The sequence below is a fragment of the Saprospira grandis DSM 2844 genome, assembly GCF_000275825.1.
Lineage (GTDB): Bacteria > Bacteroidota > Bacteroidia > Chitinophagales > Saprospiraceae > Saprospira > Saprospira grandis_A.
The window spans coordinates 975,681-990,034 of sequence record NZ_JH719942.1 but is presented as its reverse complement, the minus strand read 5'-3'; the positions used below and the strand labels follow the sequence as shown (position 1 = coordinate 990,034).

The 14,354-nt window shown below is 46.7% G+C and carries 12 protein-coding genes and 1 tRNA gene; 5 read left to right on the top strand and 8 right to left on the bottom strand.

Annotated features, from left to right (window positions below):
* Nucleotides 1–272: 272 nt before the first annotated feature.
* The 3 genes from SAPGRDRAFT_RS04640 to SAPGRDRAFT_RS04630 all read right to left on the bottom strand — a co-directional run bounded on the left by SAPGRDRAFT_RS04640 (nucleotide 273) and on the right by SAPGRDRAFT_RS04630 (nucleotide 1,510).
* Entirely contained in the window at nucleotides 273–737 is a 465-nt protein-coding gene (locus SAPGRDRAFT_RS04640) for a hypothetical protein (protein ID WP_051018599.1), read from the bottom strand.
* 105 nt (nucleotides 738–842) lie between these two features.
* Complete coding sequence (locus SAPGRDRAFT_RS04635) at nucleotides 843–1,169, bottom strand: hypothetical protein (protein ID WP_002657574.1); 327 nt, start codon at nucleotides 1,167–1,169, stop codon at nucleotides 843–845.
* Nucleotides 1,170–1,195: 26 nt separating this feature from the next.
* A complete protein-coding gene (locus tag SAPGRDRAFT_RS04630; RefSeq protein ID WP_002657573.1) occupies nucleotides 1,196–1,510 on the bottom strand; it encodes a hypothetical protein in 315 nt (104 codons plus the stop codon).
* A 175-nt stretch (nucleotides 1,511–1,685) separates the two neighbouring features.
* Between SAPGRDRAFT_RS04630 and SAPGRDRAFT_RS04625 the strand changes: the two genes are divergently transcribed.
* The 3 genes from SAPGRDRAFT_RS04625 to SAPGRDRAFT_RS04615 all read left to right on the top strand — a co-directional run bounded on the left by SAPGRDRAFT_RS04625 (nucleotide 1,686) and on the right by SAPGRDRAFT_RS04615 (nucleotide 5,678).
* Nucleotides 1,686–3,188, top strand: a complete 1,503-nt coding sequence (locus SAPGRDRAFT_RS04625) for a hypothetical protein (RefSeq protein ID WP_002657572.1) — start codon at nucleotides 1,686–1,688, stop codon at nucleotides 3,186–3,188.
* 7 nt (nucleotides 3,189–3,195) lie between these two features.
* Nucleotides 3,196–4,239, top strand: coding sequence for a diphosphomevalonate/mevalonate 3,5-bisphosphate decarboxylase family protein (locus SAPGRDRAFT_RS04620; RefSeq protein WP_002657571.1), 1,044 nt, complete (start codon nucleotides 3,196–3,198; stop codon nucleotides 4,237–4,239).
* 257 nt (nucleotides 4,240–4,496) lie between these two features.
* Nucleotides 4,497–5,678, top strand: coding sequence for an amidohydrolase family protein (locus SAPGRDRAFT_RS04615; protein WP_002657570.1), 1,182 nt, complete (start codon nucleotides 4,497–4,499; stop codon nucleotides 5,676–5,678).
* Between the two features lie 549 nt (nucleotides 5,679–6,227).
* Here SAPGRDRAFT_RS04615 and SAPGRDRAFT_RS04610 read toward each other — a convergent pair.
* The 4 genes from SAPGRDRAFT_RS04610 to SAPGRDRAFT_RS04595 form a co-directional block, all read right to left on the bottom strand.
* Entirely contained in the window at nucleotides 6,228–7,922 is a 1,695-nt protein-coding gene (locus SAPGRDRAFT_RS04610) for an amidohydrolase (RefSeq protein WP_002657569.1), read from the bottom strand.
* Nucleotides 7,923–7,934: 12 nt separating this feature from the next.
* On the bottom strand, nucleotides 7,935–8,585 hold the full coding sequence (locus tag SAPGRDRAFT_RS04605; RefSeq protein ID WP_002657568.1) for a glycoside hydrolase family 73 protein: 651 nt from the start codon (nucleotides 8,583–8,585) through the stop codon (nucleotides 7,935–7,937).
* A gap of 128 nt (nucleotides 8,586–8,713) precedes the next feature.
* Entirely contained in the window at nucleotides 8,714–10,618 is a 1,905-nt protein-coding gene (dnaK, locus tag SAPGRDRAFT_RS04600) for a molecular chaperone DnaK (RefSeq protein ID WP_002657567.1), read from the bottom strand.
* 263 nt (nucleotides 10,619–10,881) lie between these two features.
* The gene (locus tag SAPGRDRAFT_RS04595) at nucleotides 10,882–12,099 is read right to left on the bottom strand and encodes a hypothetical protein (RefSeq protein WP_002657566.1); all 1,218 of its coding nucleotides are present in this window, start codon (nucleotides 12,097–12,099) and stop codon (nucleotides 10,882–10,884) included.
* A gap of 206 nt (nucleotides 12,100–12,305) precedes the next feature.
* Between SAPGRDRAFT_RS04595 and SAPGRDRAFT_RS04590 the strand changes: the two genes are divergently transcribed.
* Nucleotides 12,306–12,378: transfer RNA gene (locus SAPGRDRAFT_RS04590), tRNA-Phe, on the top strand.
* Nucleotides 12,379–12,469: 91 nt separating this feature from the next.
* Here the strand turns inward: SAPGRDRAFT_RS04590 and SAPGRDRAFT_RS04585 are convergent.
* On the bottom strand, nucleotides 12,470–13,084 hold the full coding sequence (locus SAPGRDRAFT_RS04585) for a hypothetical protein (protein WP_002657565.1): 615 nt from the start codon (nucleotides 13,082–13,084) through the stop codon (nucleotides 12,470–12,472).
* A gap of 709 nt (nucleotides 13,085–13,793) precedes the next feature.
* Between SAPGRDRAFT_RS04585 and SAPGRDRAFT_RS04575 the strand changes: the two genes are divergently transcribed.
* Nucleotides 13,794–14,351, top strand: a complete 558-nt coding sequence (locus SAPGRDRAFT_RS04575) for a nucleotide exchange factor GrpE (RefSeq protein ID WP_002657564.1) — start codon at nucleotides 13,794–13,796, stop codon at nucleotides 14,349–14,351.
* Nucleotides 14,352–14,354 lie beyond the last annotated feature (3 nt).

The window sequence follows — 14,354 nt, the reverse complement described above, 5'->3', positions numbered from 1 at the left end:
GTTTGTACTTAGACGGGCTACTTGGTAATCGAATAGATTGATAAGGGGACGTTCTTTTTGTCCTCTAAAATAGCTGTTCTCCTATGTTCCTTAGAACGAATCAGGTATTTTATATTATGCCGATTAAGACATTCCATCATAGGATATATATCTGCTTCTCGATCACAAACATGTAAAATATCTAATTCTGGATTCACTTTTTTAACTCTTTATCGGAGTCTAGCATAGATATCAACCAACGTGTCTTTTCCCCTGCAAAGGGCCCTGAATTTCTATTCTTTTTTTTCTTTACAAGTAACTCTATCTTTATCTCTAGAATATAAATCTGCACTTCCAATGCATTGAAAACTAGATGTATCTCGATCGATCACTATGCTTACATGACCAAAAACAGATAAATTGGATTCTCGTCCTCCGGGACCTAAACCTTCTTGGTTCTTAATCCAATTCTTCCTATTATTATAGCTTATTTCTGTAGTATCATGTGGTACAATTACTCGCTGTTTACCTCCTTTCGCTAATGCTTGATGACAGCTTTTAATATATTCCTCTTGGATATAATCCTCCGTAAAGGTTGCATTGCTAAATAAACGGTAAAGCATCTTATGCTCTGCAGCTGTTTTTCCTAAATTCTTAATTTGCGTAGAAGGATTATCTTCTAACATAGAATAAAGCTTTAATATATTGTTTTTAGTTTGCTTATTCATTTTTTTGGGAGCTGCTGAGATCGTCATCATTTTAGCTTATTTTTGAACAAATTTAATCCTTTTTTAAAAAGTGGGTAATAGAAAGCGGCGTAGCCTAGCGGCGGCCGCCCCGCTATAAAGGGCGGCCGCGGGCCCCTAAATATCTGCATCTAGAATATCTGATTTTTGGGGAGGGCTATAATTTTCTAGCCAGCGTTTGTTGCCCCATTTGCAGACACTAATAGCAAAAGAGGCAGTAATAAGAATTTTGCCAATTTCATGTATACTAATGGCCAGATCGCCAAAAACGAGCTCAAAGACTAGGGAGACCACTATTCCAATGAGGATATAGCTGCCAATAAATAGGCCCATGCCAATGAGCAGCCATTTGAGTTTGGGGAGGGATTGTTCTGCGGCGCTATCCCAGTACCATTTGCCAATGGCTAGGGCGCCGGCAAGGATAATAGTGAGTATGATAAACATAGATATAAAATGCTAAGGTGAATAAATTAAAGTCCTGCATCTAAGATGTCGTCTTGCTCCTCCAAAGAGAGGGCTTTATCATCTTTAATAAGGACAGGGCCTAGTAAATAAGTGAAAAGTAAAGAGAGAAATCCAATAACTAAATTGAAGAGGAGCTCAAAGCCGGGCTCTGCGGTAATCTGTTCTTCTAGGAAAAACATAAGGGGGAGGGACATGAGTATAACTAAGCCATAATAAATAACAAAAGCTAGAAATGCCCATAAATAAGCATTTTTGCCTCTTGCTTTTGCTAAGTTCCAATAGTTGCGAATTACGCCAATAAGTATAATAAGGCTAATCATTCTGTAAGAGGTTTTGATAAATAGAAAGTCTGATAAATATAAAAGGTCAAAATTAGTTTCTCTTTTGCTTAATTAATTTAAACCACCAGATTGTTCCAGAGATTCATCTATTTGCTTTAGGGCTAAGTTTAGACTTCTATAAGAAGTCAGTACATTTACATCAAATCATCTATACATGCATAAAATTATACTTCTATTATTGATCAGCTTTTCTCCTTTATTCTTGGGGGCACAAGGGCTATTTTTGGGCGAGCGCCAAGAGCGCTTAGGCAACTATAAAACCTATACGCTTTTAGAGTCTGAGGAGAATCGCTTTCAGGTTTTGCGTTTTAACAAGCAATTTGACAAGGCCGAAACCGAAATTTACGATGGGCAGCTCAAGCTAAAGGGGCGCTATATTTCAAGCGACCGAAAGCGAAAATATGGTGGAGCCATGCACATTCAGGACAAAAACTATTTGCTCTATTCCTACTATAAAGACAATAAGAGCCTACAACGCTATGAGGATGTGAGTCTGTATGCTAAAGAAATTTTGCCCGATAGTTTTCAGCTGGCTTCCGATAGCATTGCCCTGATCCCTCCTTTTGATATGAAAGAGCGCCTCTACCGAGGCAATTTTGTCTTTTCTCCAGATGGCAGCAAATTGCTGCTTTATGATTATGAGGAAGAAGGGGATATTGAAGATATTCGAGGACTCACCAATAGCATCCGCCTGCGGGTACTCGATACCAGTCTTAAGCTGCTCTGGGAGCGCAAGCTAGATCTCTCTCTTCATCAAAGTGGAAAAAGAGTGGTCGCCATTCAAAAGCTGAAGATTAGCAACCAAGGAATCATTGCTATTCTCTGCGATCGATTTCGAGAAAAACGCTCTTATCAGCTCAAAAAGGTAACGGCAGATCCTCTGGTCTATTTTTTAGGCCCCAATGCGGGGGAATTTACCCATTTCAGTCCCAAATTAGGCGAGTTTTTCTACAATGAAATGGATATCCTTTTTGATGAGGAGGGCAATATTTATTGGACGGGGCTCTACTCGCAGAAAAAATATTATAAACAAGGCGGCTATTTTTTTATTAAGATAAATGCCGCCCGCAATCAGGTGCTGTCTAAGTATAAGCAGTCCTTTTCCGACTCGCTAAAAGCCCAATTACTGCATCGGAAATTAGGGCGAATTAAGGAGAAAACAGAGCTGCGCAACTACAAAACAATCAGTTTTAGGCAGCTGGCCGATGGCCGCCTGATCTTACTGGCCGAAGAGCGTCCTTATGGCATTCATAACTTTAAAAGCTACAATACTTTTCTGCTCTGCTTCTCTGAAGCTGGAGAGCTACTTTGGGAGCAGACGATCCTCAAACACAACTCTTTTCCCAAGTCTAAGGCTACTTTTTTGCGCCCTTACCTTTGGGAAAAGGCCGGAAAGCTGTATCTGCTCTTCAATCGAGGCCTCTATGGCCGCGAATCAGGCGCCTACCTGGCCCAAATAGATACCCAAGGCGAGCTAAAAGAGAAACAGTTATTATCTTACGAATTTAAAGACGAATTGCTCTGCCCAGAATTGAGCTACCCGCTAGAGGATGGCCGTCTGTTTCTTGGCCTGCAATCGCTCTATTTCCGATATTACCAATTTGGTTTTCTTGAGCCCCAAACTTTTATGGAGGCTTCCGAATCAACATCAAAATAATCATATCATGAATCAGATCTGCTGGAAGAGCCCCTCCAACATTGCCATTATTAAGTATTGGGGTAAATATGGCCGCCAACTTCCCAAAAATGCCTCTTTGAGCTTTACGCTTTCGGCTGCCTATAGCCAAACAAGCTTAGATTTTTGTCCTAAAGAAAAAGGGGGGATTCAACTCCGCTTTTTATTCGAGGATCAAGAGAAACCCGCTTTTGCTCAGCGTATTCAGGGGTTTTTAGAAAGTATTTTGCCTGAATTACCTTTTCTAGATGAATATGCGCTGACGCTTAAGTCCAAAAATTCTTTCCCTCATTCTGCGGGTATTGCTTCTTCTGCTTCTAGTATGAGTGCGCTGGCGCTTTGCCTTTGCGATATGGCGGCCAAATTAGGCCTTGGCCCAGCTTCCGATCAGGCCGAATTTTGGCAAAAAGCGAGCTATTTTGCCCGCCTGGGCTCTGGCTCTGCCTGCCGCTCGCTTTACCCTATGGCCGCCTCCTGGGGCGAGTCTAAGCAGCTAAAGGATAGCTCTAATCTTTGGGCTAGCCCCTGCGGCGAGCTGCTGCATGATGATTTTAAGGCGGTCCAAGATACTATTTTGCTGGTGAGCCGGGCCGAAAAATCGGTATCTAGCACCGCTGGCCACAAACTGATGGAGAACAACCCCTTTGCCCCGCTTCGCTACCAATTAGCCGAGGAGAATTTGGACAAACTTTTAGCCGCTCTCCAAGCTGGCGATTGGGCAACCTTTGGCCAAATTGCCGAGGAAGAGGCCCTGATGCTACACGCCCTCATGATGACTTCTCGCCCTTCTTATGTGCTGATGCAGCCCAATAGTTTGGCCCTGATCGAGAAGGTCCGCGACTGGCGCCAACAAACGAATTTACCGCTCTATTTTACCCTGGATGCAGGCCCAAATATTCATCTGCTTTATCCCAAATCTATTATCAAAGAGGTGCAGCCTTTTCTTCAAGAGGAGCTGTTGCCTCTCTGCGAAAATAGAGGCTTTCTCGCCGATGAATTGGGCTGCGGCCCCGAAAAATTAGCCCTAGTATAATACCTTATAAAAGCTTCCCTAGGGAGGCTTTTTTTATGCCGCTATTTTGGGGCTGCCCCGCCCGCAGGGCGGGTCGGGCTGTGTCGCAGCTCGCTGTTCGCTCGGCCCTGCGCCGCCTGCGGCGGCTGGGTCTGGCGCTTCGCGCCACTGCTGTCCATCCCTCAGCCTGCGGCGGCTTCGCCGCCTGTCCACCGCATTTTTAAGGATAAAATGAATAGTTTTAGCTATTTTTGCCCCTCAAATTAAAGACATCTATCATGAGAAAAATAAGCGCTGATTATATTTACCCCATTAGCGAAGCCCCCATCAAAGAGGGTGTTTTGGTCCTTGATGAGGAGGGCCGTATTCTAGAAATAGGCCAAAGAGCCAATTATCCCCAAGAAGAGATCGAGATCCATGAAGGGATTTTGGTCCCTGGCTTTATCAATGCCCATTGCCACCTAGAGCTTTCTCATATGTTGGGCAAAGTAGAAACGGGCACTGGCCTCATAGACTTTATTAAGCAGGTGGTTTCTAGACGAAATGCCCCCGAAGCCGAAATTGCCGAGGCTATTGCTTGGGCCGAGGACCAAATGATTGCTAATGGTATTGTGGCCGTAGGCGATATTACCAATGTTCCCGATACCTTTGCCCAAAAGGCCAAGGGCCGCCTGCGCTATTATAGCTTTATTGAATGTTTTGACTTTTTGCAATTTGCGAATGCAGATACAGAGTTTGAGAAGTATAAGGCTGTTTATGATGCGCTCCCTTTAGCGGAAGGGAGCAAAAAGGTGATGGTGCCTCATGCGCCTTATTCCGTTTCTCCCCAATTATTTGAGCGGATCAATGCCGTTAATAAGGGAGCGGCTCATACGGTAAGTATCCATAACCAAGAGACGCCCCCAGAACAAGAACTCTTTTTGAGTGGTAGCGGTGGCTTTGTCGATTTCTATGGGCAGTTTGGTTTTTCATTGGACCATTTTCAGCCCAATGGCCGCACGGCCATCCATTATGCCCTTTCTCAAATGGACCCCGAACAACGAACGCTTTTTGTGCATAATACGCTCACTTCTGAGCAGGATATTGCTTTTGCCAAAAGCTGGGGCAAGGCGGTGTATTGGGCCAGTTGCCCCAATGCCAATCTCTATATCGAAAATCGCTTGCCCAATTATCAGGCATTTTTGAAAAAAGGCGCTAAGGTGTGTTTAGGTACCGATAGCCTCACCTCTAATTGGTCCCTCTCTATTCTAGAGGAAATAAAGACCATCCGCCGCTACCAGTCTTATGTGCCTTTTGAAACGCTTTTGCAATGGGCCACCCTAAACGGTGCCGAAGCCCTAGGCTTTGAGGAGGAATTGGGCAGCTTTAGTATAGGCAAAAAACCTGGTGTCAATCTACTGACCGTTGCGCCCGGCCAAAACTATGGAGATGCGAGTACTGCTGTAGAAAAACTAGCCTAATTCTCTGTTCTTGAGGAGGCCCAAAAGCGGTATTCGTCGCTGCGCTCCTCATTCGCAATATAACCCGCCCACCCACCCCTCTGCGGGATTCCTTAAGGAATCCCTTAGGGGAGTGGCTGGGCTTTTTTTGTTTAACATTTTCTGTCTGCCCTTTTTGTTGCCTAGGGGCTTGTCCCTAAGCGATGATTGGCTGAATTCTGCTTTTGAGCATTAAGCTAAAAGCTCAAACTTTATTTGGAGACAGAAAATCCTGAACAGTCCCTATCGCAGTTTACAACTGCCGTTTCACAAATTGCAAATAGCATCCCCTGCTTTACAACTGCCGATTCACAAATTGCGAATAGCATCCCCGACTTTACAAATGCCGTTTCACAAATTGCGAATAGCTTACAAAGGCCGAATAGAAGCGAAGGACTTCCATTCGGCCTAGCGATGTGCAAGGGTGGCCGTAGGCCAGACCGAGCCAGCGAAGCTGGCGAAGGGCCGAGCAGACCTGCGAGCCCTGAAGCGTAGCGCCGCAAGGCGAAGCCGCAGCGGAGGCCCCAAATCCTACTCCCTCAAATAGACTGTTGTACCAGCTACAATAGTTTGCAGGACCTTAGTTTGGGGAATATTTTGGAGGGGGACCTGCATAATATCTTGGGAAAGGATGGCAAAATCGGCCATCTTGCCAACCTCCAAACTTCCTTTTTCCTTTTCTTGAAAAGCGCCATAGGCGGCATCTAGGGTATAGGCCTTTAGGGCTTGCAGGCGGCTCAGCTTTTGGTCGGCCTCATAGACCTGGCCATCATTGGCTTGGCGGCTGACCAGGCTATAAAAGCAAGCGATCGGGTTGATCGACTCCACGGGGGCATCGGTGCCGTTAATCAGTTTGGCGCCAGAGTCCAGCAATTGTTTCCAGCGGTAGGCGCCCATAGCGATGCGCAGGCGGCCCAGGCGGCTTTGGGCCCAGGGGCGGTCGGAAGAAAAGTGGATCCCTTGGACCGAGGCGATAACATCTAGCTGGGCAAATCGGGGAATATCTTGGGGGGCAATATGCTGGGCGTGTTCAATTCGGAAGCGGTGATCTTTGGCGGCTTGGGGATGGGCTTTTAGGACCCGTTCATAGATATTGAGCAGCTCTTGGTTGGCTCGGTCGCCGATAGCGTGAGTACAAAGCTGAAAATTGGCTAGTAGGGCTTTTTGGGCAATTTCCTCAATGGTTTTTAGGGGCAGAGTAGGGTGGCCAAAATGGCCAGCTCGGTCGCTATACTCCTCGAGCATCCAAGCGCCTCTAGAGCCTAGGGCGCCATCGGCATAAAGCTTAATGCCAGCGATACTGAGGAAATCGCCTTTTTCGGGGCCTTTTTCCAGCCATTTCTCTAGGAAAGGATCTTCTTGGCCTTGGACATCGGCTGCATAATTATTGTAGGCCAGCATCACCCAAAGGCGGAGGGGGAGTTCATTTTGGGCCAGGGCTTTTCGGTAAAGTGCAATAGCGGCAGAATCGGAGCCTGCATCTTGCAGGCTGCCAATGCCATAGCTAAGGGCCTCTTGGATACCGGCTTGTAGGTCTTGGTAGCGGCTATTTTCGTTGGCGGGCGGCAGGGCCTCCTTAATGATAGACATGGCATTTTCGGTAAAAATGCCGGTGGGGCGGCCATTGGGGAAGCGGATAATCTCGCCTTCCTCATTCATTGTGGTTTCGGGCGTTAGGCTGGCCAACTGCATGGCTTTTTCGTTGGCCATCAGGGCGTGGGCGCTAGCGTGCATCAGCAAAACGGGATGATCGGGGACCGCTTGGCTGAGGGCGTCGTGCGTTTGGTAGCCTTTGATCGAAAAGGGGAGAGAGTCCCATTTACTTTGGTGCCAGGCTCGGCCAAGAATCCATTCGCCTTTTGGCGTTTTTTCGGCTTGTTCTTGGACCAGCTGGATCAGCTCCTCATAGCTTTTCACTTGGCTAAGGTCCAGTTCTCGTTTAAACTGCCCAAGGCCTAGGATATGGGCATGGCTTTCAATAAAGGCGGGAATCAGGGTATTGCCTTTAAGGTCGAGTAGTTTGGTATTAGGGCTTTGGTACTTTTGGAGGTCGTTCCAACTTCCGAGAGCGATAATTTTCCCATTGGCCACCGCCAGCGCTTCTACCTGGGCTTGGCTGCTATCTACGGTATAAATAGGGCCATTAAAGATGAGGAGTTCGGCTTTTGGTAATTCATTTTGGCAGCTGAGGAGTAGGAAAAGGGCAAAAAGAGAGAGCAGGCGCATAGCATATAATCGTTAGTCGAAAGAAAGGGTATCTGGAGCCAGCACCCAGGGAGATTCTGGGCGGAGCAGGAGCTGGTCATATTGGTCCAGCTCAAATCGTTCGATGAGAGAAATGAGTTTATCGGGATATTTGGGGTCGGTGGCATAGCCTGCGGCTTGTAGGCCTTTGGCCCAAGCCTTATAATCTTTGGAGGGGAGGAGAAAGAGTTTTTGGTAGTACTTGCGGTAGCGCAGGAAGTCGGAATGGGCACGGAAAGAAGCCTCGGCGGAATCAAAGACGCGGAAGCAGGCTAGTTGTCGGTAAGATTGGGCTTCATTATTCCATTCTCCGGTAAACTTAGAGTAGCTATCGCCTTCCCAGTTGCCGCCGCACTTCATGCCGAAGTGATTATTGGCTTGTTGGGCCAATTCGCTTTTTCCGTATTGAGACTCTAGGATACCTTGGGCAAGAGTAATACTAGCGGGCACGCCCAGTCTTTGCATTTCTGCAATAGCGAGCGGGTGGAAGCGTTCGACATAGGCGGCAATGGCTTCATTATTGGCCGCAATTTTCTCGGCTTTGCTGGGCGTTTTGGGTTGGATCCAGTGGAACCAAAAAAGGAAAAGGAAATAAAATAGCATAGGTATAAGCAGAAAGTAGCGGAGCTTGGGGGATGTCGCCATAAGTTAGATTTTGGTCCAAAGATAATAAAGAAAAGGGGGCCTAAAACCAGAAGGGGGCTATTGGGGCGTAAAAAAGGCGAGTCAACCTAAGTTGACTCGCCTCATTATTGGAATTTTTGAGTAGGCGACTACTTATTGTCTACCTCTTCAAATTCTACATCGGTTACATCATCGCCACCGGCTTGGCCGTCATTGGCGGGACCTTGGGGACCTGCTTCTGGGCCTTCGGCGCCGGGCTGTCCACCCATTTGCTGGCTAGCTGCAGCCCAAGCATTATTCACGGCCTCGATCCCTTTGTTGATGGCATCTAGGTCTTGTGCTTGATGAGCTGCTTTAAGCTCGGTTACTGCTTTTTCGATATCGGCTTTGAGGTTTTCGGGCAATTTCTCGCCATGTTCTGTCATCTGACGTTCTGTCTGATAGATGATAGAGTCGGCCTCATTGAGTTTATCTACTTTTTCGCGGGCTTGGCGGTCGGTTTCGGCATTGGCCTCTGCTTCTTGTTTCATCTTATCGATTTCCTCTTGAGAAAGTCCAGTAGAAGCCTCGATGCGGATCTTCTGTTCTTTTCCAGTGGTTTTCTCTTTAGCAGAAACGCTAAGGATACCGTTAGAGTCAATGTCAAAAACAACTTCAATTTGAGGTTCACCTTTGCGCATAGCGGGGATACCCTCTAGTTGGAAGCGACCGATTGTGCGGTTTTGGTTGGCCATGGGGCGTTCTCCTTGCAAAACGTGGATCTCTACAGAAGGCTGGTTATCTTGAGCGGTAGAGAATACCTGAGAAGCACGCTTAGGAATAGTTGTATTGGCTTCAACTAAGCGTGTGAATACGCCACCATAAGTTTCGATACCCAAAGAAAGGGGCGTAACATCTAGGAGAAGAACATCTTTCACCTCACCAGTCAATACACCGCCTTGGATAGCAGCACCTACGGCCACTACTTCATCGGGGTTTACGCTCTTATTGGGTTTCTTATTGAAGAATTTTTCTACAGCTTCCTGAATAGCAGGAATACGAGTAGAACCACCCACTAGGATAATCTCATCAATATCGCCGATAGAAAGGCCAGCATCATCTAGTGCTTTTTGGCAGGGCGTAAGCGTACGCTGTACCAAGTTGCTAATGAGTTGCTCAAATTTAGAGCGGCTCAATTGGCGGACCAAGTGTTTGGCGCCACTTTCATTGAAAGAGATATAAGGAAGGTTGATATCTGTAGAAGAACCACCAGAAAGCTCAATTTTAGCTTTTTCTGAAGCTTCTTTTAGCCGTTGGATGGCCTCCGCATTTCTGCTAAGGTCAATACCTTCTTGTTGTTTGAACTCGTCAATGAGCCAATCCATGATCACACGGTCAAAGTCGTCACCACCAAGGTGCGTATCTCCGTTTGTTGATTTTACTTCAAAAACGCCGCCGCCTAGTTCAAGGATAGACACGTCAAACGTTCCTCCACCAAGGTCATAAACAGCGATAGTTACATCCTCATCAGCTTTGTCCATACCGTAAGCAAGTGCTGCAGCAGTAGGTTCGTTGATGATACGACGCACTTTAAGGCCGGCAATTTCTCCAGCTTCTTTAGTGGCTTGACGCTGAGAGTCATTAAAGTACGCAGGTACAGTAACTACAGCTTCAGTCACTTCTTGGCCCAAGTACTCTTCTGCAATGCGCTTCATTTTTTGTAGCGTCATGGCCGAAATTTCCTGTGGGCTATATTCGCGGTCGTCAATTTTTACGCGAATGGTATCGTTGGCCCCTTTCAAAATTTCGTAGGGGACCTGATTCACATCATTGCCAGCTTCACTATGGCGCAAGCCCATAAAGCGTTTGATAGACATGATTGTTTTGTGCGGGTTGGTAATTGCTTGACGCTTAGCGGGGTCACCGATTTTGCGTTCGCCATTATCCAAAAAACCAATAACAGAAGGCGTAGTGCGCTTACCCTCTTCGTTGGTAATCACTACAGGTTCGTTTCCTTCCATTACAGATACGCAGGAGTTGGTAGTTCCTAAGTCGATTCCTATAATCTTACCCATAACTTGTAGATATTGAATTTGTTAGTTTGATAGTCAATTATTGTTGTTCGCCTCATTGAGCGACACTGCCCTAAGATCAAGGCTTGTACCAACAGATTTTTTTTCCTTTTTTGCCCTTTTTTTTGCCAAATCGGCTGTTTTTGCCTGCATTTTGGCCTGACAAGCTGCCATTTTTTCAGTTTTTGTCCGCTCTCTTGTCAGGGATTGATTGGTGGCCTGGCTTGCTGGGCATAAAAAAAGGCCCTCTAAAGGGCCTTTATAGTTTAGTTACAGCTATAATCTCTAAAACCAAGATCTCGAGTGATTTCCCCAAATTTGAGGTACTCCAAAACTTCATCGTCTAATTCATAGCCTTTTCTAGTCGTAAACATTTTTGTGGTAAAAATGCCATAGCCATCAGGAACATTAGTATAGGGCTCTGCCGGAAACAGCCCCCCCACCAAGCTTTGGTTGGCCGCATTGGCCTTGAGGTAGTTGGCCAGCTCTACGCCAGCAGCATCTACCCGAATATCCAATTCGCTAAAGCAGCGGCGAATATTATTATCTGTAGTACTGGGTAGATTGTTGGCCAAATAACGGAAGAAGCTCTCGCCATTGATTTCTTGGGCTACACTTCCATCCCCTTCAATAAAGCGCTCATAGCTTTGTGGGCAATTATTGCAGAGTCCTCTAGGCGCTGAACTACCCGAGGCCAAAATAGAGCGGAAGGGGGTCCACTTGAGGGTTTTACGGACTCGAGTGCCTGGAATCTCGGGCTCGCCTGCTTGGCTTTGGTCTACCTCAAATTCATAATAATGAATATCTAGGGAAAGATCATAAATAGCCGCATCGCTTGGGGTGGCCCAGTTGAAGCGGATATCTCTAAAAATCCAGTCTTGGCTGCCTCGATCATAGTTGGCCCACTTAATCCCCAAACTAGTAGAGGGCGTGGTGACTCTAAACTCATTAAAGGTAGAGTCGGTAAAATCACGACTGCCCGGCTGAATGCTCTTTGTATATATATCATACTCTTTGCCCGTAGCCAAGTTCTTCACCTTGAGCATAAAGTAACGACCTACAGGCAAAACGGCATCGCCCTTATAAATATAGTTAGGACTAGCCGCAAAAATACCCTCTTCTCGGTCCGCAAAGCCTTCATCGGTGGCATTTACCCGCTCAAATGTATCTAGAGGAGTATTGATGACCTGAGAACCCTGCTGCGTTTGCTCATACAAAATTACTTCTAGGTCAAAAGGACCATAATAAAGGGAGTCGGCCCGCTGCGCAATCTGAAAGGCATCCGTACGAGGGTCCAAAAAGGCCTTTTCAATACGAATATAGTGCGGCTCCATAGGCGAAAATAAAGGCAGAGGGTTAATTACGCCATAAACAATAGGCACCTCTTTCCAGTCGCCAACTACGTCAACTTCATTATCACAACTATTATTCAACAGGCCAAAACAAAGGAGTAGGGCCAGTACACTCCATCTTTTTAAGTACATAGATTTTAAATTCTAAGGATGAGACCAAACATTTTTGGGCAAAAAAGGACTTGCGCAAATTTAACTAAAAGGCCCACTAATCTTAAATTTTTAAAAAACTTTAAGGCTAGGTCCTAAGCAAACAAAAAAAATATAGTTTTTTTTAGAAAACCTTTGGAAGTTTAAAAAACTGCCTTATATTTGTGCCACGCAAAACAAAAACAGCTGGTTTCGTAGCTCAGCTGGTAGAGCATCGGACTGAAAATCCGTGTGTCGGCGGTTCGAGCCCGCCCGAAACCACTTTAACCTTCAAGCTTTTGGCTTGGAGGTTTTTTTTTGCCCCAAAAAAAGGCTAGCGATAAAATCACTAGCCAGTTTTCTACTTCAAGGCCTATTTATGAGGGGCGGCGGGCTGCTCTCCTTGCAAGCTTTGGCCAGCCTCGGCAAAGGCGGTAATTTTTTCCTGAATGGCAAAACCATCGGGACAGTTTTGTTTGAGTTGGGCGTTCATCATGGCTATTTTGCTTTCGCTAGCGGCTTTGGGGTCCATATTTTCGCCCAAAATTTTGGCCATAGCCTCATCAATTAGAGCTTGGTTGATGCTACTATCTGCCTGGCTGCCACATTCGCGATAGCCCTTCATCTTGCGCATATCGGGCATCAAGGGGCCCAAAACTTCCATTAGGCTAACGCCTCCTTTTTCTTTGGCTTCGGCAATAGCGGGCAGGGCCTTATCGGTAAAATTAGTGATGGCCTCGGCATGTTCTTGCAGGCAAGCGCAGGCCGTTTCATTGAGCTTGGCCATTTCGGCTTGGGCGGCGGGCTCTATTTTGGCCAATTGCTCTTCAGCGCTCAAGGGGCTAGGCGAGGCGCTGCTTTCCTCTTGGCTGCTATCGCTGGCTACGGTTGCTTTTTCCTCGCTTTGTTGAGGGGCATTATCTTGGCAAGAAAAAAGGAAAATACCAGAAAAGAGGGCCAAAAATAGCCCGATTTGAAATAAACGCATAGTTTGTTTTTTTTTAAAATGAGTTAGTCGTCACTATCCTAAATAGGAGGGAACAAACTTAAAGCTTTAACAGGAAATTAAGAAGTTTTATTTGGGGCTGCCCCTGCGGCCTACGGCCTTGGGTCGGGCTGTGCCGGGCTCGCAGGTCTGCTCGACCCTTCGCAAAAAATGCTGCGCATTTTTGCTCGGTCTGGCCCTGCGGGCCACCCTATCCATCCCTCAGCCGCGTCGCTTCGCTCCTTTGCGGCGGCTTTGCCGCCTGCTGGGCGCAGCTCGCTGCGCTCGTTTATGGCCTAGCGATGTGCAGGGGGGCGGCAAAGCCGCAGACCAAGGCCGTCAGGCCGCAGGGCCGAGCGAACAGCGAGCCCCGAAACGACAACAAGCCCTTTAGGGTGCAGTTCGACGACCGAAGGGAGTAACCGCCTGCCGAAGGCAGGAGGCCCCAAAAAATCAGCGAGCTCCGGAACGACAACAAGCCCTTTAGGGTGCAGTTCGACGACCGAAGGGAGTAACCGCCTGCCGAAGGCAGGAGGCCCCAAAAAATCAATCAAAAAATAATGGCTCCCCCTCGGCCTGTCAGGACAAACTGACAAACTGCCAAAAAGCAAGAAAAAACTGCCAAGATGTCTTTATCTTGCGGCTGGCAAAAAACTTGACAAAGGCCAACGGAGAAATCGTTTAAACACCGTCATACTATATATATATTATCATGGAAGAAAAGAAGCAGGAGGAACAACTAGATCCTCAGGAGGAGCAACAGCAACAAGAGGAGCAGTTGCAAGCAGATGCACAAACTCAGGAAGAGGAGACTGTGAAGGAAACGGCAGCTCCCAAAGACGAAAAAGAAAAATTGGCCCAAGAACTGGCCGAAATGAAGGATAAATACCTGCGTATTTATGCTGAATTTGACAACTTCAGAAAGCGCAATGCCAGAGAAAAACTGCAGCTGATCCAAACTGCTGCAGCCGATACGATTAAGTCGCTTTTGCCTGTACTCGATGATTTTGATCGGGCGGTAAAAGCTGGCCAAGAGCTAGATGATGGCATTATGCTCATCTATGAAAAAATGAAAAAAGCCTTGGTCCAAAAAGGATTGGAAGAAATGGAATCTACTGGCCAGGCCTTTGATCCCGATTTTCATGAGGCCCTCACCAAAGTGCCCGCTCCCACAGAAGAGCTCAAGGGCAAGGTGATTGATACCGTGGAAAAAGGATACATTTTGAATGAAAAAATCATCCGCTACGCTAAGGTTGTAGTGGGCCAATAAAAA